General features: G+C 59.4%; 20 protein-coding genes and 1 pseudogene. 13 read left to right on the top strand and 8 right to left on the bottom strand.

The genetic code is table 11. The features are described from left to right. Positions 1-131: 131 nt before the first annotated feature. Entirely contained in the window at positions 132-455 is a 324-nt protein-coding gene (gene fdxA / locus H045_RS02685) for a ferredoxin FdxA (protein WP_015371354.1), read from the top strand. A 470-nt stretch (positions 456-925) separates the two neighbouring features. Here fdxA and apbC read toward each other — a convergent pair whose 3' ends face one another. Beyond that, the gene (gene apbC / locus H045_RS02680) at positions 926-2,020 is read right to left on the bottom strand and encodes an iron-sulfur cluster carrier protein ApbC (RefSeq protein WP_015371353.1); all 1,095 of its coding nucleotides are present in this window, start codon (positions 2,018-2,020) and stop codon (positions 926-928) included. A gap of 171 nt (positions 2,021-2,191) precedes the next feature. Here apbC and metG point away from each other — a divergent pair, with 171 nt between their 5' ends. The 4 genes and pseudogenes from metG (at position 2,192) to H045_RS02660 (ending at position 6,019) form a co-directional block, all read left to right on the top strand. Then, the gene (gene metG, locus H045_RS02675) at positions 2,192-4,243 is read left to right on the top strand and encodes a methionine--tRNA ligase (RefSeq protein WP_015371352.1); all 2,052 of its coding nucleotides are present in this window, start codon (positions 2,192-2,194) and stop codon (positions 4,241-4,243) included. A 41-nt stretch (positions 4,244-4,284) separates the two neighbouring features. Next, a pseudogene (gene rsxB, locus H045_RS02670) lies at positions 4,285-5,040 on the top strand (electron transport complex subunit RsxB); the annotation flags it as partial. 50 nt (positions 5,041-5,090) lie between these two features. Continuing rightward, entirely contained in the window at positions 5,091-5,729 is a 639-nt protein-coding gene (gene nth, locus H045_RS02665; protein WP_003231403.1) for an endonuclease III, read from the top strand. A 107-nt stretch (positions 5,730-5,836) separates the two neighbouring features. Then, positions 5,837-6,019, top strand: coding sequence for a PA3496 family putative envelope integrity protein (locus H045_RS02660; protein ID WP_003231405.1), 183 nt, complete (start codon positions 5,837-5,839; stop codon positions 6,017-6,019). A gap of 74 nt (positions 6,020-6,093) precedes the next feature. Here H045_RS02660 and H045_RS02655 read toward each other — a convergent pair whose 3' ends face one another. The 3 genes from H045_RS02655 to H045_RS02645 all read right to left on the bottom strand — a co-directional run bounded on the left by H045_RS02655 (position 6,094) and on the right by H045_RS02645 (position 9,588). Next, positions 6,094-6,726, bottom strand: a complete 633-nt coding sequence (locus H045_RS02655; RefSeq protein WP_003231407.1) for a response regulator transcription factor — start codon at positions 6,724-6,726, stop codon at positions 6,094-6,096. Positions 6,727-7,332: 606 nt separating this feature from the next. Continuing rightward, complete coding sequence (locus H045_RS02650; RefSeq protein WP_003231410.1) at positions 7,333-8,550, bottom strand: argininosuccinate synthase; 1,218 nt, start codon at positions 8,548-8,550, stop codon at positions 7,333-7,335. 129 nt (positions 8,551-8,679) lie between these two features. After that, positions 8,680-9,588: a flagellar protein MotY gene (locus tag H045_RS02645; protein WP_003231412.1), complete on the bottom strand. Its 909-nt coding sequence runs from the start codon at positions 9,586-9,588 to the stop codon at positions 8,680-8,682. Positions 9,589-9,744: 156 nt separating this feature from the next. Between H045_RS02645 and pyrC the strand changes: the two genes are divergently transcribed. After that, positions 9,745-10,791 (top strand): dihydroorotase, encoded by a 1,047-nt coding sequence (gene pyrC, locus H045_RS02640; RefSeq protein WP_003231414.1) that lies wholly within the window; start codon positions 9,745-9,747, stop codon positions 10,789-10,791. Then, complete coding sequence (gene rnt / locus H045_RS02635; RefSeq protein ID WP_003231417.1) at positions 10,788-11,459, top strand: ribonuclease T; 672 nt, start codon at positions 10,788-10,790, stop codon at positions 11,457-11,459. Before pyrC ends, rnt begins: the two co-directional genes overlap by 4 nt. A gap of 73 nt (positions 11,460-11,532) precedes the next feature. Here rnt and H045_RS02630 read toward each other — a convergent pair whose 3' ends face one another. Next, entirely contained in the window at positions 11,533-12,135 is a 603-nt protein-coding gene (locus H045_RS02630; protein ID WP_003231418.1) for a peroxiredoxin, read from the bottom strand. Positions 12,136-12,378: 243 nt separating this feature from the next. Between H045_RS02630 and H045_RS24280 the strand changes: the two genes are divergently transcribed. After that, entirely contained in the window at positions 12,379-12,597 is a 219-nt protein-coding gene (locus tag H045_RS24280) for a bacterioferritin-associated ferredoxin (RefSeq protein WP_003231420.1), read from the top strand. Positions 12,598-12,798: 201 nt separating this feature from the next. Continuing rightward, positions 12,799-13,269: a bacterioferritin gene (bfr, locus tag H045_RS02625; RefSeq protein ID WP_003231421.1), complete on the top strand. Its 471-nt coding sequence runs from the start codon at positions 12,799-12,801 to the stop codon at positions 13,267-13,269. Positions 13,270-13,337: 68 nt separating this feature from the next. Here bfr and grxD read toward each other — a convergent pair whose 3' ends face one another. Both grxD and H045_RS02615 read right to left on the bottom strand, forming a co-directional pair. Next, positions 13,338-13,676 carry a Grx4 family monothiol glutaredoxin gene (gene grxD / locus H045_RS02620; RefSeq protein WP_003231422.1) on the bottom strand — a complete coding sequence of 113 codons (339 nt, stop codon included), beginning with the start codon at positions 13,674-13,676 and terminating at the stop codon, positions 13,338-13,340. An 86-nt stretch (positions 13,677-13,762) separates the two neighbouring features. Continuing rightward, positions 13,763-15,871, bottom strand: a complete 2,109-nt coding sequence (locus H045_RS02615; protein ID WP_015371350.1) for a molybdopterin oxidoreductase family protein — start codon at positions 15,869-15,871, stop codon at positions 13,763-13,765. A gap of 645 nt (positions 15,872-16,516) precedes the next feature. On the opposite strand from H045_RS02615, the gene argF reads away from it, so the two are divergent. Together argF and H045_RS02605 are read left to right on the top strand one after the other, a co-directional pair. Next, complete coding sequence (argF, locus tag H045_RS02610; RefSeq protein WP_003231428.1) at positions 16,517-17,437, top strand: ornithine carbamoyltransferase; 921 nt, start codon at positions 16,517-16,519, stop codon at positions 17,435-17,437. Continuing rightward, on the top strand, positions 17,434-18,483 hold the full coding sequence (locus H045_RS02605; protein ID WP_003231431.1) for an ABC transporter ATP-binding protein: 1,050 nt from the start codon (positions 17,434-17,436) through the stop codon (positions 18,481-18,483). The genes argF and H045_RS02605 overlap by 4 nt, the downstream gene beginning before the upstream one ends. Positions 18,484-18,530: 47 nt before the next feature. On the opposite strand, the gene ybaK is transcribed toward H045_RS02605, so the two are convergent. Next, entirely contained in the window at positions 18,531-19,001 is a 471-nt protein-coding gene (ybaK, locus tag H045_RS02600; protein ID WP_015371349.1) for a Cys-tRNA(Pro) deacylase, read from the bottom strand. 328 nt (positions 19,002-19,329) lie between these two features. On the opposite strand from ybaK, the gene H045_RS02595 reads away from it, so the two are divergent. Further along, a complete protein-coding gene (locus H045_RS02595; protein WP_015371348.1) occupies positions 19,330-20,184 on the top strand; it encodes an MIP/aquaporin family protein in 855 nt (284 codons plus the stop codon). A gap of 76 nt (positions 20,185-20,260) precedes the next feature. Next, on the top strand, positions 20,261-21,766 hold the full coding sequence (gene glpK / locus H045_RS02590; protein WP_003231438.1) for a glycerol kinase GlpK: 1,506 nt from the start codon (positions 20,261-20,263) through the stop codon (positions 21,764-21,766). The last annotated feature ends 53 nt before the right edge of the window (positions 21,767-21,819 follow it).

The following is a 21,819-nucleotide window of genomic DNA, read 5'->3' as shown; positions in this document are numbered from 1 at the left end:
GCAAGCTGGTAGACTCTCGCGCGGTTTGGGATGCTGCAGGCTCTTAGCCTGGCCTGCAGACTATCGCTCCCGAACCTCGCGAGCCCCGCCACAAGGGGTTTCGCTGCCGCCGCCTGAGGAGAGAATTAGAAATGACCTTCGTCGTCACCGACAACTGCATCAAGTGCAAGTACACCGACTGCGTAGAAGTGTGTCCGGTGGACTGCTTCTACGAAGGCCCGAACTTCCTGGTCATCCACCCGGACGAGTGCATCGACTGCGCCCTGTGCGAGCCTGAATGCCCGGCCGTGGCGATTTTCTCCGAGGATGAAATTCCGGCAGGTATGGAAAACTTCATTCAGTTGAACGTCGAGCTGGCGGAAGTCTGGCCAAACATCACCGAAAAGAAAGACTCGTTGCCGGACGCGGCCGAGTGGGATGGCAAGACAGGCAAGATCGAATTCCTGGAGCGCTGAAACGCGCCGCTGCCCCAATAGAAAAGGCCCTTCGCGGGCCTTTTTTGCATTCCAGGGAAAGGTATTTCACTTTTCTGCAGGCGAAAAAAAGGGGCGGTATGACCCGCCCACATTTCTTCCCTGTCCCTGTATTCCTTTTTCATCGTCCTGATGAATCGCATCCTGCGACGTTCCTTCAAACCACCGTTCCTTGATGGCCGTGTCATTCCGTGGACACAGGGCTGATGTTAAAGAGTTCCAAGGGATGTTCAACTGGATGCTACGAAGACACTGGCAGCCCCCTGAACGTTCGCCGCCATAAATAATTGTTATATTTCAACAGGATAGAAAGATCCTGCAGCGATTCGAGCCGTACGCGTCGAGCTAAAAAACCAAACACTTACGGAAAAGTAAGCCAATGCTTACATCAGCCATTGCGTAAAAGCGTAACGGTCGGCTTGAAGCGCAATGTTGCAGGCGCAAGCATGCCCTCAGTCGTCGCTGACCGTAATGGTCGGCATCGCCGGCGCTGCCGCTTCCTGCAATACGATGCGCGCACCGACGTGGCGCGCCAGCTCCTGATAAACCATGGCAATCTGGCCATCGGGTTCAGCCGCCACGGTGGGTTTGCCGCCGTCGGCCTGCTCGCGAATGCTCATCGACAGCGGCAACGAGGCCAGCAATTCGACGCCGTATTGGCTCGCCAGTTTCTCACCGCCGCCCTCGCCAAACAGATGCTCGGCATGCCCGCAGTTGGAACAGATGTGCACGGCCATGTTTTCCACCACACCCAGTACCGGGATATTGACCTTGCGGAACATCTCCACGCCCTTCCTGGCGTCAAGCAGCGCCAGGTCTTGGGGCGTGGTGACGATGACCGAGCCGGCCACCGGGACTTTCTGCGCCAGGGTCAACTGGATATCGCCGGTGCCGGGCGGCATGTCGATCACGAGGTAATCCAGGTCGCCCCAGGCGGTCTGGGTGACCAGTTGCAACAGCGCGCCGGACACCATCGGCCCGCGCCACACCATCGGCGTGTTGTCGTCGGTGAGAAACGCCATGGACATGACTTCCACCCCCAGGGACTCGATCGGCACGAACCATTTCTGGTCCTTGACCTTCGGCCGCGTGCCTTCGGCGATGCCGAACATCACGCCCTGGCTGGGGCCATAGATATCGGCATCAAGAATGCCCACTCGAGCCCCCTCGCGCGCCAGTGCCAGCGCCAGGTTGGCGGCCGTGGTGGACTTGCCCACACCGCCCTTGCCGGACGCCACCGCGATCACATTCTTGACGTTTGCCAGACCGGGGATCTGCGCCTGGGCCTTGTGCGCTGCAATCACGCACTGAATATCGACCGTTGCCGAGCGCACGCCGTCCAAACCTTCGATGGCCATTTGCAGCATCTGCGCCCAGCCGCGCTTGAACAGGCCTGCGGCATAGCCCAATTCCAACTGGACGGTGACCTGGGCACCCTGGACCTCGATGGCGCGTACGCATCCGGCACTCACCGGGTCCTGGTTCAAGTAGGGGTCGGTGTACTGGCGAAGAACGGCTTCCACCGCTGCGCGATTGACGGCGCTCATGGGCAACTCCCGAAAAAAGACTGACTGAAACAGGCGGCTATCCTAACCGTTCCGGCCGCTCAGGGCATGCTTTCGGCTGCGCACAAAACACTGAAACGGCGCCACGGGGTGAAATAAATTGCCCGGCGCTTTATAGTGGCCGACCTCCGTTTCATCAAGTAGCCGAGCCCCATGTCCGAGCCACGCAAGATCCTCGTCACCAGCGCCCTGCCCTATGCCAATGGTTCCATCCATCTTGGCCATATGCTTGAGTACATCCAGACCGATATGTGGGTGCGCTTCCAGAAGCATCGCGGCAATCAATGCATTTATGTCTGCGCGGACGACGCCCATGGTTCGGCCATCATGTTGCGCGCCGAAAAGGAAGGGATCACCCCGGAACAACTGATTGCCAACGTACAGGCTGAACACAGCGCCGACTTTGCCGAGTTCCTGGTCGATTTCGACAACTTCCACTCGACCCACTCCGAAGAAAACCGTGAGCTGTCGAGCCAGATCTACACGCGGCTGCGTGATGCCGGGCACATTGATACGCGCTCGATCACCCAGTATTTCGACCCGGAAAAGAAAATGTTCCTGGCCGACCGCTTCATCAAGGGCACCTGCCCCAAATGCGGCACCGACGACCAGTACGGTGACAACTGCGAGAAGTGCGGCGCCACCTATGCACCGACTGACCTGAAGAATCCGAAGTCGGCCATCTCCGGCGCCACGCCGGTGCTCAAGGACTCGCAACACTTCTTCTTCAAGCTCCCGGATTTCCAGCAGATGCTGCAGACCTGGACGCGCAGCGGCACCCTGCAGGATGCCGTCGCCAACAAGATCGCCGAATGGCTGGATGCAGGCCTGCAGCAGTGGGACATTTCCCGCGATGCGCCGTATTTCGGTTTCGAGATTCCGGGCGAACCGGGCAAGTATTTCTACGTGTGGCTGGACGCGCCAATTGGCTACATGGCCAGCTTCAAGAACCTGTGCGACCGTACGCCCGGGCTGGACTTCGATGCCTTCTGGGCCAAGGATTCCACCGCCGAGTTGTACCACTTCATCGGCAAGGACATCGTCAACTTCCACGCCCTCTTCTGGCCGGCGATGCTCGAAGGCTCGGGCTACCGCAAGCCGACCGGCATTGCCGTGCACGGCTACCTGACGGTAAATGGCCAGAAAATGTCCAAATCCCGTGGCACCTTTATCAAGGCGCGTACCTACCTGGACCACCTGTCGCCGGAATACCTGCGCTATTACTACGCCTCCAAACTGGGCCGTGGCGTCGACGACCTCGACTTGAACCTGGAAGACTTCGTACAGAAGGTCAACTCCGACCTGGTAGGCAAAGTCGTCAACATCGCCAGCCGCTGCGCCGGGTTCATCCACAAGGGCAACGCCGGTGTCATGGTGGCAGACAATGCCGCGCCGGAGCTGACCGAGGCTTTCCTGGCCGCTGCGCCAGGCATCGCCGACGCTTATGAAGCCCGCGACTTCGCCCGCGCCATGCGCGAAATCATGGGCCTGGCCGACCGCGCCAATGCGTGGATCGCCGACAAGGCGCCGTGGTCGCTGAACAAGCAGGAAGGCAAGGAAGCCGAGGTGCAGGCGATCTGCGCCACCGGCGTCAACCTGTTCCGCCAGTTGGTGATCTTCCTCAAGCCGGTGCTGCCATTGCTGGCGGCCGACGCCGAGGCGTTCCTCAACGTCGCTCCGTTGACCTGGAACGATCACGCCACACTGCTTGTTAATCATCAGTTGAACGCGTTCAAGCCGCTGATGATTCGCATCGATCCGGTGAAGGTCCAGGCCATGACCGACGCCTCGAAGGAAGACCTCATCGCCAGCCAGACCGATACCGGAGCCGCAGCGCCTGCCGGCAACGGCGAGCTGACCAAAGACCCGCTGTCGCCGGAAATCGACTTCGACACCTTTGCCGCCGTGGACCTGCGTGTGGCGCTGATTATCAAGGCCGAAGCCGTGGAAGGCGCCGACAAACTGCTGCGCCTGACACTGGACCTGGGTGGCGAACAGCGCAACGTGTTCTCCGGCATCAAGAGCGCGTACCCGGACCCGTCCAAGCTGGATGGACGCCTGACCATGATGATCGCCAACCTCAAGCCGCGAAAAATGAAGTTCGGCATCTCGGAAGGCATGGTGATGGCTGCCGGTCCTGGCGGTGAGGAAATCTACCTGCTGAGCCCTGACAGCGGCGCCAAGCCGGGTCAGCGCATCAAGTAGTGGCAACTGTAGAGCAGCCGTAACCAACCGGGTTTCAACGCATGAGCCTGATTCAACGTATCGACGCGCTGTTACCGCAGACCCAATGCGGCAAGTGCGGACACCCGGGCTGCAAGCCTTACGCCGAGGGCATCGCCTTGGGCGAGGCGATCAACAAATGCCCGCCCGGCGGGCAGGAGACCGTCGTCGGGCTGGCGCAGCTGCTGAATGTGCCAGTGCTGGATCTGGACACGACACGTGGCGAGGCACCTGCACAGGTTGCCTACATCCGCGAAGCCGAGTGCATCGGGTGTACCAAGTGCATTCAGGCGTGCCCGGTGGATGCCATTGTCGGCGCCGCAAAGCTGATGCACAGCGTGATCATCGATGAGTGCACAGGCTGCGACCTGTGCGTTGCGCCCTGCCCGGTCGATTGCATTGAAATGCGTCCCTTGACCACCGCGCTGCCGATTGTCGGCGACCTCGCCGCCAACGATCATCAACGCCATCTGCGTAGCATCAAGCGCGACCGAGCGCGGCGTCGCTTTGAACAACGCAACGCACGCCTGAAGCGCGAAGACACACACAGGATTGCCGAGCGCCTGGCGCGAGTCCAGCGGCCACTCCCGGCCGCCCCCAAACCGATCGATGCCGCTGAAGCGGCCGTCAAGAAAGCCAAAGTGGGCGTCGCCATGAGTCGCGCGCAGCTGCATAAATCCCTTAAGGCGTTCGGTCACCCGCCGACGTTTGAACAGCAGTCACAACTGATCATCCTGCAGCAGCAATTCGAGGCGGCGGAACGCGTACTGGCCGCACTGCTTGAACCCACCTCAACCTCACGCTGATCCGAGCAAGGAACACCCGCCCGATGAACGCCGCCAAACGCCTGGAAATTTTCCGCAGGCTTCACGAAGACAACCCGGAACCCAAGACCGAACTGGCCTACTCATCGCCATTCGAGTTGCTGATTGCGGTGATTCTCTCGGCGCAGTCCACGGACGTCGGCGTCAACAAGGCCACGGCCAGGCTGTATCCCGTCGCGAACACGCCGGCAGCGATTCATGCGCTGGGTGTTGAAGGTTTGTCCGAATACATCAAGACCATTGGCTTGTACAACAGCAAGGCAAAAAACGTCATTGAGACCTGTCGGATGCTGATGGAGCTGCATGGCGGTGAAGTGCCACAAACCCGCGAGGCCCTGGAGGCCCTGCCCGGCGTGGGACGCAAGACTGCCAACGTGGTACTGAACACCGCGTTCCGGCAACTGACCATGGCGGTGGATACGCATATTTTTCGGGTCAGCAACCGCACTGGCATTGCCCGCGGGAAAAACGTGGTGGAAGTGGAAAAGCAGTTGATGAAGTTTGTGCCCAGGCAGTATCTGCTCGATTCTCATCACTGGCTGATCCTGCACGGTCGCTATGTCTGCCAGGCACGCAAGCCCCGTTGCGGCAGCTGTCGCATCGAAGACCTGTGTGAGTACAAAGAAAAAACCTCCGACGATTGAGCAATCATTGCTTTTATCGATTCGACGATTGAAAAAATCTTTTTTACCCGCCCGTGGATTATCGTTATAAGGAGCGCCAACGGCAGTCTTAGCCCGGAGTTAACTTTATGAGCACTGGCAAAGAACAACTGGAAGTGGACGACGACCTTGTTGAGTCGGATGACGACGTGGCAGAGACGCCTGTGGTTGAGGTGGCCAAGACCAATTTGAGCAAACGCCGCACCATCGACAACCTCCTGGAAGAGCGACGCTTGCAAAAACAGTTGGCCGACTACGACTTCGACCTCTGATACAACCGGAAACGGCCAGAAGCCTCCCTTACGGAGGCTTTTTTCTGCCGGTATAGCGGGGGGCAATGCGTGCCTCAGACCAGCCCGTTGCGCTGGGCCAGTTCGATCAGGTCCACCAGTGAGCGCGCGTTGAGCTTTAGCAGCAGCCGCGTTTTGTAGGTACTGACGGTCTTGTTGCTGAGGAACATGCCGTCTGCGATTTCCTTGTTGGTCTTGCCCCGGGCCAATTGTTGCAACACCATCATTTCGCGCCCGGACAGGCGTTCGACCATGTCCGCCTCACTGGCGTTGCCGATGGTGGAGCGCACCGAGTTCAATGCCTGGTTCGGGAAGTAGCTGTAGCCGGAAAGCACCGCTTTGATGGCACTCAGCAGTTCGGTAAGGTCCTGCTGCTTGCACACGTAGCCCGCCGCCCCAGCCTGCATGCAGCGCATGGAGAAATGGCCAGGCGCCTGCGAGGTGAGCACCAGCACCTTGAACGGCGATGGCTGTTTGCTGGAGGACAGTCGGCAAATAACTTCCAGCCCGTCGAGCTGGGGAATTCCAATATCCAGTATCACAATGTCGGGCATATGCTCGCGCGCAAGTTGCAACGCATCGACACCGTTATCGGTCTCTGCAACGACCTCATAACCATGACGTTCCATCAGCATGCGCACAGCAAGACGAATCACGGGATGATCATCCACGATCAGCACTTTATTCATAAGAAAGTCCAATTTCGCTGTTCGAATTATCCAGAGCAAACACAATAGCCTAGTCGTTTCCTAGTTGGCATAGTGTTCCCCCCCGAGCAACAGCAAGCAGAGACCCAAGCCACAAAGATATCGGAATCAGCCTACAAAAAAACAACAATGAGGATGCATTCGATTTTATGCAGGCTTTCAGACCTTTCCGCACCGGTACATATCTTGAGTGAAATAAGCACCGGCCAAAGGGCGGTCCGTAAACGTGGCGTACAGGACTTTCAGGAAATGCCCCTTGTTTGCGCCGTTTAAAAGAATGGGCAGGTGAAAACATTCCCTTTGATTCAGTTCCATTTAACATAAGTGTTTACACCGTAAAATCCCTACAGAAATTTCAGCGCACTACATCCACGCCGTGCTTCTTTGAGTGATTTTTCTGTAGGAGATAGTTCCTGCCAGGGTGTAAACATTTCATTGCGTTCGTGACACTTCAGCACAAAAAAACACATCAAGAATCTTATGATGAGTAACAAACAAGTTTTAAACACATTGCTCGCTATATATTCATTGCGTTCAAAAAAAAGACCCCTTGAATAAGGGGCCTTTTTTTCAGATCACCTGGAACATTCAGAACAGCTTGCGACCTTTATTGGCCGCAATGCGCATGCGCAGTGCGTTCAACTTGATGAAGCCCGCCGCGTCTGCCTGGTTATAGGCGCCGCCGTCTTCTTCGAAGGTGGCGATGTTGGCGTCGAACAGCGACTCATCGGACTTGCGCCCGGTGACGATCACGTTGCCCTTGTACAGCTTCAGGCGCACAACGCCGTTCACATGGGCCTGGGAGGCGTCGATCATTTGTTGCAGCATCACACGCTCAGGGCTCCACCAGTAACCGGTGTAGATCAGGCTGGCGTACTTGGGCATCAGCTCGTCTTTGAGGTGAGCCACTTCGCGGTCCAGGGTGATGGACTCGATGGCGCGATGCGCACGCAGCATGATGGTGCCGCCCGGGGTCTCGTAGCAGCCACGGGACTTCATGCCCACGTAACGGTTCTCGACGATGTCGAGACGGCCGATACCGTGCTCGCCGCCAATACGGTTGAGGGTCGCCAGCACGGTGGCCGGGGTCATCTCGACGCCGTCCAGCGCGACGATATCGCCGTTGCGGTAGGTCAGTTCCAAATACTGCGGCTTGTCTGGAGCGTTCTCCGGGGAGACGGTCCATTTCCACATATCTTCTTCGTGCTCGGTCCAGGTGTCTTCCAGCACGCCGCCTTCATAGGAGATGTGCAGCAGGTTGGCGTCCATCGAGTACGGAGACTTCTTCTTGCCGTGGCGTTCGATCGGGATGGCGTGCTTTTCAGCGTAATCCATCAGTTTTTCACGGGACAGCAGGTCCCATTCACGCCACGGTGCAATCACTTTCACGCCTGGCTTGAGGGCGTAGGCGCCCAGTTCAAAGCGCACCTGGTCGTTGCCCTTGCCGGTCGCGCCATGGGAAATGGCATCGGCGCCGGTTTCGTTGGCGATTTCGATCAAGCGCTTGGCGATCAGCGGACGTGCGATGGAGGTACCCAGCAGGTACTCGCCTTCGTAGACGGTGTTGGCGCGAAACATCGGGAAGACGAAATCGCGGACGAACTCTTCGCGCAGGTCGTCAATGTAGATCTCTTTCACGCCCATGGCTTGCGCCTTGGCGCGTGCAGGTTCGACTTCTTCGCCCTGACCCAGGTCAGCGGTGAAGGTCACCACTTCACAGTTATAAGTATCCTGCAGCCACTTGAGGATCACCGAAGTGTCCAGGCCGCCGGAATACGCGAGAACGACCTTGTTTACGTCGGCCATGCCATCACTCCACGGGGTTGTACGGAAAGGCGACGATTCTACCGTTCAAAACCGTGAATTTACAGGGGCGCGACAGCAAATGAAGATAAAGCGACAGATTATGTCGACGGCGCGACCGGGGGTCGCACCTTACGAGGTGTGTGCCGGATTGCCCGGAGCGGCGGCCTGCGGTGCCGGTTTCTCGGGGGCAGCCACGCGCTCAAGCTGAATGTTCACGCGACGGTTGCGCGCGCGGTTGGCCGCATTGGTGTTGGGCGCCAAGGGATAGCTTTCACCATGGAATCGCAGGGTGATCTGCGACTCCGCAATGCCATTGGCCTTGAAGTAGTCCATCACCGCCAGGGCGCGGCGGCGCGAAACATCGCGATTGGTCAGGCGGTTGCCGCTGTTGTCGGAGTGACCGTTCAACTCCATATGGTTAACCGTGGGATCGGCCTTCAGGTACGCCAGAATCACTGACAGCTTCTGCTTGGCGGCGGCATCCAGCTCAACGCCACCGCCGGGGAAGCCGACTTCGGTCTGTTTGACCTGATCGTAATTCATCGGCAACAGCTTGGCGGTGCACAGCTGATAGTCGTTGAAAGCCTTGTTGAATTTCACCGGCAACAGGCGAACTTCCGAGTAACCGCCCTCGCGCCCGTAATGGCGCACCGTGGGGCTGCGCCCTTCCAGAAGACCCGTGAACAGACGCCCGGCCTGTGCCTGGGAGCTGTTGAACAGCACATCGCCGCTGCCAACCCGCACCGCGCCCAGATTGATATCGCCGCGCCCCGGCTGCCACGGTGCAGCGGCCGCCAGCAGCGTCGCCGAGCCTGCGCCAAGTGCACCGTTATAGGCCTTGAGGCGAAACGTCGCCTGCTCGCCGGCCCGGCGCACGAACTCACCCGAGCCGAAATCGGTGATCGGCTGGGTCAGACGGCACTCGAACTGATCGCCTTCCACCTTCCACTCAATGTTCTCCAGACGGGTCTGGAACGTGAGGGCCATTGCAGGCAGGCTGGCGAACACACTGAGCAGGGCTAGATAATGCTGGCGCACGGGCGGCTCCACTGGTTTCTACAACACATCAAGGCGTCATACGTCGTTAAGGCATACCCCCTGCTATCGGTCGTATCCTGCAAAACTTGATAGCGAGTGCCTGCAACAGTCTTTTCCGGTAGCATTCCCACCAGATTGACCCGCCTGGAATCCCCAATGTCCGACCGCCTGACCCTGCTGCGTCCCGACGACTGGCATATTCATCTTCGCGATGGTGCTGCGTTACCCCACACCGTGGCCGATGTAGCGCGCACGTTTGGCCGTGCCATCATCATGCCCAACCTGGTACCTCCGGTGCGCAATGCCGCGCAAGCCGATGCCTATCGCCAGCGCATCCTCGCCGTGCGACCGGCTGGCAGCCGCTTCGAACCGTTGATGGTGCTCTACCTCACCGACCGCACCCTGCCTGAAGAAATTCGCGAAGCCCATGCCAGCGGCTTTGTGTACGCCGCCAAGCTGTACCCGGCGGGCGCCACCACCAACTCCGACTCCGGCGTGACCAGCATCGACAAGATCCTGCCGGCCATCGAAGCCATGGCGGATGTCGGCATGCCGTTGTTGATCCACGGTGAGGTCACCCGTGGCGACGTGGATGTGTTCGACCGCGAGAAGATCTTCATCGACGAGCACATGCGTCGCGTGGTCGAGCTGTTCCCGACGCTCAAGGTGGTGTTCGAGCACATCACCACTGCTGATGCCGTGCAGTTCGTCACCGAAGCCTCGGAAAACGTCGGCGCGACCATCACCGCTCATCACCTGCTGTACAACCGCAACCACATGCTGGTGGGCGGGATTCGGCCGCATTTTTACTGCCTGCCGATCCTCAAGCGCAACACCCACCAGGTGGCTTTGCTGGACGCAGCCACCAGCGGCAGCCCGAAGTTCTTCCTCGGCACCGACTCGGCACCCCACGCCCAGCACGCCAAGGAGGCCGCCTGCGGATGCGCAGGTTGCTACACCGCGTTTGCTGCCATCGAGCTGTACGCCGAAGCGTTTGAACAACGCAATGCGCTGGATAAGCTTGAAGCTTTTGCCAGCCTCAACGGGCCGCGCTTCTACGGCCTGCCGGCTAATACCGACCGCATCACCCTGGTCCGCGAAGACTGGACCGCCCCCGCCAGCCTGCCGTTCGGCGAGCTGACCGTCATCCCGCTGCGCGCCGGTGAAACACTGCGCTGGCGCCTGCTGGAGGAAAGCAAGTGAGTGAAGACCATTACGACGACGAACACGAGCACAGCGGTGGCGGCTCCCGTCATCCGATGGCCGAGCGGTTTCGTGGCTATCTGCCGGTTGTCATCGACGTAGAAACCGGTGGTTTCAACTGCGCCACCGACGCTTTGCTGGAAATCGCCGCCACCACCATCGGTATGGACGAGCAGGGATTCGTGTTTGCCGAACACACGCATTTCTTCCGCGTAGAGCCGTTCGAAGGCGCGAATATCGAAGCCGCCGCCCTGGAATTCACCGGCATCAAGCTCGATCACCCCCTGCGCATGGCGGTAAGTGAAGAAGCGGCGCTGACCGATATCTTCCGTGGCGTACGCAAGGCATTGAAAGCCAATGGCTGCAAACGCGCGATCCTGGTTGGCCACAACAGCAGCTTCGACCTGGGCTTCCTGAACGCCGCCGTGGCGCGCCTGGACATGAAGCGCAACCCGTTTCATCCCTTCTCCAGCTTCGATACCGCTACCCTCGCCGGCCTGGCTTACGGTCAAACGGTATTGGCCAAGGCCTGCCAGGCCGCCGGTATCGACTTTGACGGCCGCGAAGCCCACTCGGCGCGTTACGACACCGAGAAAACCGCAGAGCTGTTCTGCGGCATCGTCAACCGGTGGAAGCAGATGGGCGGCTGGGAAGATTTCGGCGACTGAGACTCTTCCGGGCGTTCCTCCCACAAAAAAAACCGGCCCTCACAGGCCGGTTTTTTTGTACCTGGAATCAGGCTTACAGCTTGCCAGCGTTCTCGGTCAGGTAAGCCGCAACACCTTCGGTGGAAGCGGTCATGCCCTTGTCGCCTTTTTTCCAGTTGGCAGGGCAGACTTCACCGTGCTCTTCGTGGAACTGCAGCGCGTCGACCAGACGGATCAGCTCTTCCATGTTACGGCCCAGCGGCAGGTCGTTGATGATCTGCGAGCGCACAACGCCCTTGTCGTCGATCAGGAACGCGCCACGGAACGCTACACCGCCTTCGGACTCAACGTCGTAGGCCTTGGCGATCTCGTGCTTCATGTCGGCAGCCATGGTGTATTTGACTTTGCCGATGCCGCCATCGTTGATGGCCGTGTTGCGCCACGCGTTGTGGGTGAAATGGGAGTCGATGGACACGGCAACCACTTCAACGTTGCGGGCCTTGAAGTCGTCCATGCGGTGGTCCAGAGCGATCAGCTCGGACGGGCAGACGAAAGTGAAGTCCAGCGGGTAGAAGAACACCAGGCCGTATTTGCCTTTGATGGCTTCAGACAGCTTGAAGCTGTCTACGATTTCGCCATTGCCGAGCACTGCAGGTACGTCGAAATCCGGGGCTTGTTTGCCGACGAGTACGCTCATTGGGTATCTCCTGATGTAAGGGTGAAGATTGAAGTAACAGGACCGGTGTTGAGTCTGCCGTATTTAAGCGACAGGCCTGTGACGCAGTCACGCTTCGTGAAGACCGGCCATCATACACTGAAAAAACCGTTCGTCAGCGCGAGGCCCGTGCCGGTGAAATACCCAGCGAATGTACTTTGACAATCATTCTCGTTAACATTAAGATCCAATGCATTCAAGCCTCACACCGCGATGGTTCTCCCTATGTATGTGTGCCTTTGTACTGGCGTCACCGACGGACAAATCCGCGAAGCAATCTATGAAGGTTGCTGCAGCTACAAGGAAGTGCGCGAAACCACGGGCGTTGCCAGCCAGTGTGGTAAATGTGCCTGCCTCGCCAAGCAAGTGGTACGGGAAACCATGACGCAACTGCAAACAGCGCAGAGCGCGCTCCCCTACTCAACAGAATTTACACACGCTTAAATAAGCGTGTTTTAAAGAACCGGACCTGGAGTCCGGTTTTTTTATGTCTGTAATTCAATCAGTTAGCGCCGAGACGCGGAACACAAACATTCTTATTCCGATTAATTTTCATTTATTATTCAACAACTTAGGTTTGACACTAAGGTTTCCGCCGCTCAAACTCCGCCCTATACACAGCTATTACAGGGCAGGACCCCAGTCATGAAAGGCGACATCTCAGTCATCCAGCAGCTCAACAAAATCCTTGCCAATGAACTGGTCGCGATCAATCAGTACTTTCTGCATGCACGCATGTACGACGATTGGGGCCTGGAAAAGCTCGGCAAGCGCGAATACAAAGAGTCGATCAAGGCCATGAAAGATGCCGATGCGCTGATCAAGCGCATCCTGTTCCTGGAAGGCCTGCCGAACGTGCAGGACCTGGGCAAGCTGAACATCGGCGAACACACTCAGGAAATGCTCAACAGCGACCTGGGCTTTGAACGCAAGAGCCACAGCGACCTCAAGGCCGCCATTGCCCACTGCGAAACCCACGGTGACTTCGGTAGCCGCGAGCTTCTGGAAGATATTCTGGAAGATCAGGAAGAACACATCGACTGGCTCGAAACCCAACTGGGCCTGATCGTCAAAGTCAGCCTGGAGAATTACCTGCAGTCGCAGATGGGCGAATAACCCACAGCACGCCGGTATAAAAAAGCCCCGCTCTCTTTCGAGAAGCGGGGCTTTTTAATGCAGGCCAATCAAGCGTCGGTCTTGGCCGCTGCACTGGCTGCTGCATCTTTGACCAGCGCCTGCAACGAACCATCCGCTGCCATTTCAGTGATGATGTCACTGCCGCCGACCAGTTCGCCGGCTACCCACAATTGCGGGAAGGTCGGCCAGTTGGCGTACTTTGGCAAATTGGCGCGGATTTCAGGATTCTGCAGAATATCCACGTAGGCGAATTTTTCACCGCACGCCATGATGGCCTGGGATGCCTTTGCGGAGAAACCGCACTGAGGCGCGTTCGGTGCGCCCTTCATGTAAAGCAGAATGGTGTTGTTGGCAATCTGCTCTTTGATCGTTTCGATGATATCCATGGAACACCTCGGCTGGAACTTTGCGACTCACAGGTCGGCACGGTGGCGCATTGTAACGCAAAATCCCGGCACAATGCTCTGGCTCCTTATGCGGCCGAAACCTGCACCGGCACCCCGTTCAACGCGGCGTTGCCGGACAATTCGTCCAACTGCCGCTCGTCAGTCAAGTCGTTGGCGCTCGCTCCGGGCTGGCTGCTGGCGATTGTCATCCGCACGCCAGGGCGGCCATGACCCCAACCGTGGGGCAGGCTGACCACGCCGGGCATCATCTCCAGACTGGCGACTACCTCAACTTCGATCATGCCGATACGCGAGCTGACGCGCACGCGCTGCCCATCGCCCAACTGCCGGCTCGCCAGGTCATCGGGGTGCATATGCAACTGGTGCCGTGGCTTGCCTTTCACCAGCCGGTGATAGTTATGCATCCACGAATTGTTGCTGCGCACATGGCGACGGCCGATCAGTAGCAGCTCGTCAACCACAGGCGCCGGCTGCGCCGCAAAACGCACCAAGTCCGCAAGAATCACCGCCGGTGCGGCCTGCACCTTGCCATCTGCGGTTTTCAAACGCGCAGCAAGATTGGCCGACAGCGGCCCCAGGTCCAGGCCATGGGGATGTTCCGCCAGCATTGCCACCGACAGCTTGTGAGCGGAGGCATCACCATAAGTCCCGGCGCGCAGGCCGGCATCGATCATCTGCGCCGGCGCCATCGTCGGCTTCAGCGCAACGCCCGTCTGCGCGGCAAAGGCCTTGGCCAAACCGACGAAAATCTCCCAGTCGTGCAACGCACCCGCAGGCTTTGGCAGGATCGCGCGATTGAAACGGGTAACGTTGCGCACCGCGAACATATTGAACGTGGTGTCGTAATGATCATTCTCCAGCGCCGAAGTGGAAGGCAGGATCAAGTCGGCATAGCGCGTGGTCTCGTTGATGTACAGGTCGACGCTGACCATGAACTCAAGCCCCTCCAGCGCCTGTTCCAACTGGCGACCATTGGGCGTGGACAGCACCGGATTGCCGGCCACCGTCACCAGCGCGCGGATTTGCCCGTCGCCGGCGGTGAGCATTTCTTCAGCCAGGGCCGACACCGGCAATTCCCCCCCGTATTCCGGACGCCCGGAAACCCGACTCTGCCAGCGATTGAAATGCCCGCCACCGGTGGACGCCACCAGGTCCACGGCCGGCGTGGTGCACAGCGCGCCACCCACCCGATCGAGATTGCCGGTCACCAGGTTGATCAACTGCACCAGCCAATGACACAGCGTGCCGAACGCCTGGGTCGACACCCCCATGCGCCCGTAGCACACCGCTTTGTCCGCAGCGGCAAAATCACGCGCCAACTGGCGGATCTGCTCAGAGGGCACGGCACATTGGCTGCTCATGGCCTCGGCGGTGAACCCGGCGATGGCGTGGCGCACCGCTTCAAGGCCTTCAACCGGCAAATGGCTGGTACGGGTCAGATTCTCCGTAAACAGGGTGTTGAGCAGACCGAACAGCAACGCCGCGTCCCCCCCAGGCCGTACGAACAGATGCTGGTCGGCTATCGCCGCCGTCTCGCTGCGCCGAGGGTCGACCACCACCACTTTGCCACCCCGCGTCTGAATGGCCTTCAAGCGTTTTTCCACATCCGGCACGGTCATAATGCTGCCATTGGAGGCCAGCGGATTGCCGCCGAGTATCAGCATGAAATCGGTGTGGTCGATGTCCGGGATCGGCAGCAACAGACCATGGCCGTACATCAGGTGGCTGGTGAGGTGATGGGGCAGTTGATCCACTGAGGTTGCGGAAAACCGATTGCGCGTCTTCAACAACCCCAGAAAATAGTTGCTGTGGGTCATCAGCCCATAATTGTGCACGCTGGGGTTGCCCTGGTAGACCGCCACCGCATTCTGCCCATGACGCGCCTGAATGCCCGACAGACGTTCAGCCACCAGCGCGAAGGCATCTTCCCAAGGGATGGGTTGCCATTGGCTGCCGACGCGCAGCATGGGCTGATGCAGGCGGTCCGGGTCATTCTGGATATCCTGCAACGCCACGGCCTTGGGGCAGATGTGCCCACGGCTGAAGCTGTCCAGGGCGTCGCCCTTGATGGACGTGATCGCCAGGCTGCCGTCGTGGGCCTGGGTGGTTTCCAGGGTCAGGCCGCAAATGGCTTCACACAGATGGCAAGCACGGTGGTGGAGAGTCTTGGTCATGGCCAGTCTCTTTATAGGGGCATTGGGCCAACTATGGGCCGCCGTGGCCCGGTGCACCAGCAACCTTCGCGGCATGAATCGACTGGCATCAGGCCAGGCCATGGCCAAGAGCGTGAGCAAATGTTTCAAAGGTGCGCGCATCGTCGCGGGAAACCGACACAGCCTGGCCTGCCCCTAATGCCGTCCAGTTAAGGAAAATGTGTGGGCTTATTGTGGCGAGCGGGCTTGCCCCGCGTTGGGGTGCGAAGCGCCCCTAATCCAGCAAAACGCGGTGTACCTGATACGGCTCAGCGCCTAATTGTGGGGCTGCTGCGCAGCCCAACGCAGGACAAGCCTGCTCGCCACAGGGAATCTGCGCTTGACTGAACGGCATTAGGCCTGGCCCCGCCGCCGCGCATTGCAAAAGGTTGCGGCGCCAGTGTACAAATGGCCCGCTGCTGTCAGGAAGTTGTTTTCAAACGCGCTTTGCCGCCCCGCTGAACACCCTTAAAAACCGTAGCCCTATTGGTAAGACGCGACATTTAATTATAAGATCGCGCCTTCCCCTATTTCGTCGCCCCGTGCGGCTTTCGCCGCAGGTCTCGCCCGTTGTCACAATAAACAAGGCTTTGAGTATCTGCGGTCTGTTGCAAAAGGTAGTTAATGATGAGCGCTAGGCACTTTCTCTCCCTGATGGATTGCACGCCCGAAGAGCTGGTCGGCGTGATCCGTCGAGGCATTGAGCTTAAAGACCTGCGTAACCGCGGCGTACTGTTCGAGCCTTTGAAAAACCGCGTGCTCGGGATGATTTTCGAAAAGTCATCGACCCGCACCCGCGTGTCGTTCGAAGCCGGCATGATTCAACTGGGTGGCCAGGCCATCTTTCTGTCTTCGCGCGATACGCAACTGGGCCGGGGCGAGACCGTCGCCGACAGCGCCATCGTCATGTCGAGCATGCTTGACGCCGTGATGATCCGGACCTTTGCCCACAGCACCGTGACCGAATTTTCCGCCAACTCGCGGGTGCCGGTGATCAACGGCCTGTCCGATGACCTGCACCCCTGCCAGCTGCTGGCCGACATGCAAACCTTCCTTGAACATCGCGGCTCTATCCAGGGCAAGACCGTGGCCTGGATCGGCGATGGCAACAACATGTGCAACAGCTATATAGAAGCGGCGATCCAGTTCGACTTCCAGCTGCGTGTTGCCTGCCCTGAAGGTTACGAGCCTGATGCGCGCTTCCTCGAACAAGCCGGCAGCCGCGTCACCCTCGTGCGCGACCCGCGTGAAGCCGTCGCCGGCGCGCACCTGGTGAGTACCGACGTGTGGACCTCAATGGGCCAGGAAGAAGAAACCGCCAAGCGCCTGGCCCGTTTCGCGCCGTACCAGGTGACCCGCGCCCTGCTCGACCTGGCCGCGCCCGACGTGCTGTTCATGCATTGCCTGCCGGCGCACCGGGGTGAAGAAATCAGTCTCGACCTGCTCGACGACCAGCGCTCGGTGGCATGGGACCAGGCCGAAAACCGCCTGCACGCGCAAAAGGCCCTGCTCGAATTTCTTGTTCCGCCGTCGTACCACCACGCATGAGCCAGCCCTTACTGCTGAACCTGCGCAATCTGGCATGCGGTTATCACGATCAACGGGTGGTACAGAACCTCAATCTGCACCTCAATGCCGGTGATATCGGTTGCCTGCTCGGCTCTTCCGGCTGCGGCAAGACCACCACGCTGCGGGCGATTGCCGGGTTCGAACCGGTGCACGAAGGTGAAATCAGCCTGGCCGGCGAAGTCATCTCCAGCGCCGGTTTCACCCTGGCACCGGAGAAACGTCGTATTGGCATGGTGTTTCAGGACTACGCCCTGTTTCCCCACCTCAGCGTGGCCGACAACATCGCATTCGGCATTCGCAAGCACCCGCACAAAGACCGCGTGGTTACCGAACTGCTGGAACTGGTCAACCTCAAGAACCTGGGCAAGCGCTTCCCCCACGAATTGTCCGGTGGTCAGCAACAACGCGTCGCTCTTGCCCGCGCCCTGGCGCCGGAGCCGCAACTGCTGTTGCTGGATGAGCCCTTCTCCAACCTCGATGGCGAACTGCGGCGCAAGCTCAGCCATGAAGTGCGCGAGATTCTCAAGGCGCGCGGTACCAGTGCGATCCTGGTCACCCATGATCAGGAAGAAGCCTTTGCCGTGAGCGATCAGGTGGGCGTGTTCAAGGAAGGCCGCCTGGAACAGTGGGATACGCCCTACAACCTTTATCACGAACCGCAAACGCCCTACGTCGCCAGTTTTATTGGCCAGGGCTACTTTATCCGCGGCCAATTGAGCTCGCCGGAGTCCGTGCGCACCGAACTGGGTGAGCTGCGCGGCAACCGCGCTTACACCTGGCCTGCCGGAGGCGCGGTGGACGTGCTGCTGCGCCCGGACGACATCGTCCATGCGCCGGACAGCGCCCTCAAAGCGCGAATCGTCGGCAAGACCTTCCTCGGCGCCTCGACGCTCTACCGCCTGCAGTTGCCGACCGGCGCGCAGCTGGAGTCGATTTTCCCAAGCCATGCGGACCATCAAGTGGGTGTGGATGTGGGCATCCGGGTTGCGGCAGAACATCTGGTGCTGTTTCAGGCAGCACGCTGAATGGGGGGGCTTGCGCCCTCCCCTAGTGGATTTTCATTGGCTCGAAATCACATCCTGCCAATCGGCGCGAAGGTGGCCTGGGTGTTTTCGGCCAGCGCCAAAGCTGTCAATTCCACTTCCAGCCCTCGCCTTCCCGCACTCACAAAAATCGTCGCAAGTGGCTGCGCCGTCACATCGATAAACGTGCGCAAACGCTTTTTCTGCCCCAAAGGACTGATTCCCCCCAGCAAATAACCGGTGGAGCGCTGCGCCGCCGCCGGGTCGGCCATTTCGACTTTTTTCACTCCCGCCGCCTGCGCCAGGGCCTTGAGGTCCAGACTTCCGACGACCGGCACCACCGCCACCAGCAACTCGCCCTTTTCACTGCTGGCCAGCAGGGTTTTGAACACCCGCGCCGGATCGAGGCCCAATTTCTCTGCGGCCTCCAGACCATATGAAGCCGACTTGGGATCGTGCTGGTAACTGTGGATGCGATGTTCGGCGCGAACTTTTTTCAACAGATCCAATGCGGGGGTCATGATGTCTCCGGTCGGGGCAAACAGAGAGTCGATTTTAAGCCAAGCCCCTGTAAAACGCTCTAGTGCGGCCCCCGCGTGCGCGGATAATTTCTGCTGCAAGCGTGATCATTCATCAGACCAATAGTTGGAAAATGACTGACAGTTCACTTTCGACCTTTGACAGCCGTCATTCTTGTCTATATTTTTTCGTTTCCGAATACTGTAGGAATGGTTTCCGCAGTATCGCAGCAGTAAGCCATGGCGTGGATGGGGATCCTCGTTATTGGTGAAAATCGCGCAAGGCCCAACGAGGCCGTACGCCAGACAAGAACAACAAATGAGGTTTTCCATGACAACTGCTCTTCAACAGCCTTCACTTTCGAGCCAATGCATGGCCGAATTCCTCGGCACCGCGCTGCTCATCTTCTTCGGTACCGGTTGCGTTGCTGCGCTCAAGGTCGCGGGTGCCACCTTCGGCTTATGGGAAATCAGCATCATCTGGGGGATCGGCGTCAGCATGGCGATCTATCTGAGCGCCGGTATTTCCGGGGCGCACCTCAACCCGGCGGTCAGTATCGCCCTGTGCCTGTTTGCCGATTTCGAAAAGCGCAAACTGCCTTTCTACATCCTCGCTCAAGTCGCCGGCGCCTTCTGCGCTGCGGCGCTGGTGTACACGCTGTACAGCAACCTGTTTTTCGATTACGAACAAACACACCACCTGGTACGCGGCACCCAAGCCAGCCTGGAATTGGCTTCGGTATTCTCCACCTACCCCCATGCGCTGTTGAGCACGGCCCAGGCATTCCTGGTGGAAATGGTCATCACCGCCATCCTGATGGGCGTGATCATGGCCTTGACCGACGACAACAACGGCCTGCCACGCGGCCCGCTGGCGCCACTGCTGATCGGTCTGCTGATTGCGGTCATCGGCAGTGCCATGGGCCCGCTGACCGGCTTTGCGATGAACCCGGCGCGGGATTTCGGGCCCAAGCTGATGACCTTTTTCGCTGGCTGGGGTGAAATAGCCTTCACTGGCGGTCGCGACATCCCCTATTTCCTGGTGCCGATTTTCGCGCCGATTGTCGGCGCTTGCCTGGGTGCTGCGGCCTACCGTGGGCTGATCGCCCGTCATTTGCCAAGCGCCGCCCCTGCTGTAGCTGAAACACCTGACACGGCTGTCAACGGCAACACGCGTATTTCCTGAAAGCGCCGGCCTGGTCCCCTGCCCATTGCGGCCCAGGCTGACTTCCGACTTCCCTCTTTCGTACAAGGCAATTGACATGACCGACATTCAGAATAAGAACTACATCATTGCCCTCGACCAGGGCACCACCAGTTCGCGAGCGATCATCTTCGATCGTGACGCCAACGTGGTGTGCACCGCCCAACGCGAGTTCACCCAGCATTACCCGCAAGCCGGCTGGGTCGAGCATGACCCGATGGAAATCTTCGCCACCCAGAGCGCAGTGATGGTCGAAGCGCTGGCACAGGCCGGCCTGCACCATGACCAGGTCGCCGCCATCGGTATCACCAACCAGCGTGAAACCACCGTGGTATGGGACAAGAACACCGGTCGCCCAATCTACAACGCGATCGTCTGGCAGTGCCGCCGCAGCACCGAGATCTGCCAGCAGCTCAAGCGCGATGGTCATGAGCAATACATCAACGACGCCACCGGCCTGGTCACCGACCCATACTTCTCCGGCACCAAGCTCAAGTGGATCCTCGATAACGTCGAAGGCAGCCGCGAGCGTGCGCGCAACGGCGAACTGCTGTTCGGCACCATCGACAGCTGGTTGATCTGGAAATTTACCGGCGGCAAGACTCACGTCACCGACTACACCAACGCCTCGCGCACCATGCTCTTCAACATCCACACCCTGGAGTGGGACGCGAAGATGCTGGAGATTCTCGACGTGCCGCGCGAAATGCTGCCCGAAGTCAAATCCTCATCGGAAATCTACGGCCGCACCAAAAGCGGCATTGCCATCGGCGGCATCGCCGGTGACCAGCAAGCGGCGCTGTTCGGCCAGATGTGCGTAGAGCCCGGCCAGGCCAAGAACACCTACGGCACCGGCTGCTTCCTGCTGATGAACACCGGTGACAAGGCGGTCAAATCCAAGCACGGCATGCTCACCACCATCGCGTGCGGTCCCCGTGGCGAAGTGGCTTACGCCCTCGAAGGCGCCGTGTTCAACGGCGGCTCGACGGTGCAATGGCTGCGCGACGAACTCAAAATCATCGCCGACGCCACCGACACCGAATACTTCGCCGGCAAGGTCAAGGACAGCAATGGCGTATACCTGGTGCCGGCCTTCACCGGTCTGGGCGCGCCGTACTGGGACCCGTATGCCCGTGGCGCACTGTTCGGCCTGACCCGTGGCGTACGCGTGGACCACATCATTCGTGCAGCCCTCGAGTCGATTGCCTACCAGACCCGCGACGTGCTCGACGCCATGCAGCAGGACTCGGGCGAACGCCTGAAGGCCCTGCGCGTGGACGGTGGCGCGGTGGCCAACAACTTCCTGATGCAGTTCCAGGCCGACATCCTCGGCACCCAGGTAGAGCGCCCGCAAATGCGCGAAACCACAGCGTTGGGCGCCGCTTACCTGGCGGGCCTTGCCTGCGGTTTCTGGAGCAGCCTGGACGAACTGCGTGGCAAGGCGGTGATAGAGCGCGAATTCGAACCGCAACTGGACGAAGCGGCCAAGGAGAAGCTCTACGCCGGCTGGCAAAAAGCGGTGAGCCGTACCCGCGACTGGGAACCGCACGAAGGCGCTGAATAAGCCATAGGCGGGACCCTGCCGGGGTTCCAACTGGTCGGGAGCAGATTCCTGCG

Origin of the sequence: Pseudomonas poae RE*1-1-14, assembly GCF_000336465.1 — a bacterium.
Classification (GTDB): Bacteria; Pseudomonadota; Gammaproteobacteria; order Pseudomonadales; family Pseudomonadaceae; genus Aquipseudomonas; species Aquipseudomonas poae.
Note: the sequence above shows the minus strand (reverse complement) of the source record. Positions and strands in the feature narration are given on the sequence as shown.

What these genes read in the sequence shown, in the direction of transcription:
- ybaK (WP_015371349.1), bottom strand. Translation starts at nt 19,001, where the DNA reads ATGACCCCCGCATTGGATCTGTTGAAAAAAGTTCGCGCCGAACATCGC.
- H045_RS02615 (WP_015371350.1), bottom strand. Translation starts at nt 15,871, where the DNA reads ATGACCAAGACTCTCCACCACCGTGCTTGCCATCTGTGTGAAGCCATT.
- fdxA (WP_015371354.1), top strand. Translation starts at nt 132, where the DNA reads ATGACCTTCGTCGTCACCGACAACTGCATCAAGTGCAAGTACACCGAC.
- argF (WP_003231428.1), top strand. Translation starts at nt 16,517, where the DNA reads ATGAGCGCTAGGCACTTTCTCTCCCTGATGGATTGCACGCCCGAAGAG.
- H045_RS02660 (WP_003231405.1), top strand. Translation starts at nt 5,837, where the DNA reads ATGAGCACTGGCAAAGAACAACTGGAAGTGGACGACGACCTTGTTGAG.
- glpK (WP_003231438.1), top strand. Translation starts at nt 20,261, where the DNA reads ATGACCGACATTCAGAATAAGAACTACATCATTGCCCTCGACCAGGGC.
- bfr (WP_003231421.1), top strand. Translation starts at nt 12,799, where the DNA reads ATGAAAGGCGACATCTCAGTCATCCAGCAGCTCAACAAAATCCTTGCC.
- apbC (WP_015371353.1), bottom strand. Translation starts at nt 2,020, where the DNA reads ATGAGCGCCGTCAATCGCGCAGCGGTGGAAGCCGTTCTTCGCCAGTAC.
- pyrC (WP_003231414.1), top strand. Translation starts at nt 9,745, where the DNA reads ATGTCCGACCGCCTGACCCTGCTGCGTCCCGACGACTGGCATATTCAT.
- H045_RS02630 (WP_003231418.1), bottom strand. Translation starts at nt 12,135, where the DNA reads ATGAGCGTACTCGTCGGCAAACAAGCCCCGGATTTCGACGTACCTGCA.
- H045_RS02650 (WP_003231410.1), bottom strand. Translation starts at nt 8,550, where the DNA reads ATGGCCGACGTAAACAAGGTCGTTCTCGCGTATTCCGGCGGCCTGGAC.
- nth (WP_003231403.1), top strand. Translation starts at nt 5,091, where the DNA reads ATGAACGCCGCCAAACGCCTGGAAATTTTCCGCAGGCTTCACGAAGAC.
- H045_RS02605 (WP_003231431.1), top strand. Translation starts at nt 17,434, where the DNA reads ATGAGCCAGCCCTTACTGCTGAACCTGCGCAATCTGGCATGCGGTTAT.
- H045_RS24280 (WP_003231420.1), top strand. Translation starts at nt 12,379, where the DNA reads ATGTATGTGTGCCTTTGTACTGGCGTCACCGACGGACAAATCCGCGAA.
- H045_RS02655 (WP_003231407.1), bottom strand. Translation starts at nt 6,726, where the DNA reads ATGAATAAAGTGCTGATCGTGGATGATCATCCCGTGATTCGTCTTGCT.
- grxD (WP_003231422.1), bottom strand. Translation starts at nt 13,676, where the DNA reads ATGGATATCATCGAAACGATCAAAGAGCAGATTGCCAACAACACCATT.
- metG (WP_015371352.1), top strand. Translation starts at nt 2,192, where the DNA reads ATGTCCGAGCCACGCAAGATCCTCGTCACCAGCGCCCTGCCCTATGCC.
- H045_RS02595 (WP_015371348.1), top strand. Translation starts at nt 19,330, where the DNA reads ATGACAACTGCTCTTCAACAGCCTTCACTTTCGAGCCAATGCATGGCC.